Annotated in this window: 1 protein-coding gene; it reads left to right on the top strand. The window is 69.2% G+C overall.

The window, feature by feature from the left end; translation table 11 throughout:
• Positions 1–33 precede the first annotated feature (33 nt).
• On the top strand, positions 34–1,040 hold a 1,007-nt coding region (locus ABZ267_RS33165), incomplete at its 3' end, for an amino acid adenylation domain-containing protein (protein ID WP_356757053.1).

Here is a 1,040-nt window from a genome sequence, read left to right as displayed (position 1 = left end):
GCTGACCGGCGTAGGGCGTTGGAGCTGTCGGATGTGGCGTATGTGATCTACACGTCGGGTTCGACGGGGGTTCCGAAGGGTGTGGAGGTCACGCACGCGGGGCTGGCCGGGTTCGCCGCTGGTCTCGTGAACAAGGTTGGCGCGGGTTCGGGCAGCAGGGTGTTGCGGACGGCGTCGCTGAGCTTTGACGCCTCGGTCCTGGAGCTGGTTCTGGCGTGGGGTTCCGGTGGCGCCCTGGTGGTCCCGGAGGGTTCCGGACTCGCGGGTGAAGAACTGGAGCGGGCGTTGTCGGCGGGTGGGGTGACGCATGCGTTCTTGCCGCCGTCCGTGGTGGCGACGCTGCCGGCCGGTGCCTGGGACCGGTTGGATGGGTTGGTGGCTCTGGTGGTGGGGGCGGAGGCGTGCCCGCCGGAGTTGGTGGCGCGTTGGTCGTCCGGTGGCCGACGGGTCGTCAACGCCTACGGTCCGACGGAGATCACCGTGGCGGCCGCGATCAGTGACCCGCTGGTGGCGGGTCAGGGTGCCCCGATCGGCCGTCCGGTCCCCGGAGCCCGTCTCTTCGTGCTGGATGAGCGGCTGGGTCTCGTACCCCCGGGTGTTCCGGGGGAGTTGTATGTGTCGGGTGCGGGTCTGGCGCGTGGTTACCGAGGCCGAGCAGGCCTGACGGCGGCCCGTTTCGTGGCCAGTCCGTTCGGCGGTCCGGGTGAGCGGATGTATCGCACCGGTGATCTGGTGCGGTGGAACACCGACGGTCAGCTGGAGTATCTCGGCCGTGCCGACGATCAGGTCAAGATCCGCGGTTTCCGGATCGAACCGGGCGAGGTCCAGGCGGTGTTGGAGGCCGAGCCGGGCGTCTCGCAGGCCCTCGTCATCGCTCGTCGCCACAACGCCGACGACCTGCGCCTGGTGGCGTATGTCGTCCCGTCCGCCGAGGAGTCGGGCGGCTCGGTGAGTGATCAGGTGGATGAGTGGCGGGAGATTTATGACTCGGTGTATGGGGAGGCCGGGTCGGTGGGGGTGTTGGGTGAGGGGTTCGAGGG

The sequence above is a fragment of the Streptomyces sp. NPDC006174 genome (assembly GCF_040614075.1).
Taxonomy (GTDB): domain Bacteria; phylum Actinomycetota; class Actinomycetes; order Streptomycetales; family Streptomycetaceae; genus Streptomyces.
This window is presented reverse-complemented; position numbering and strand designations above follow the sequence as displayed.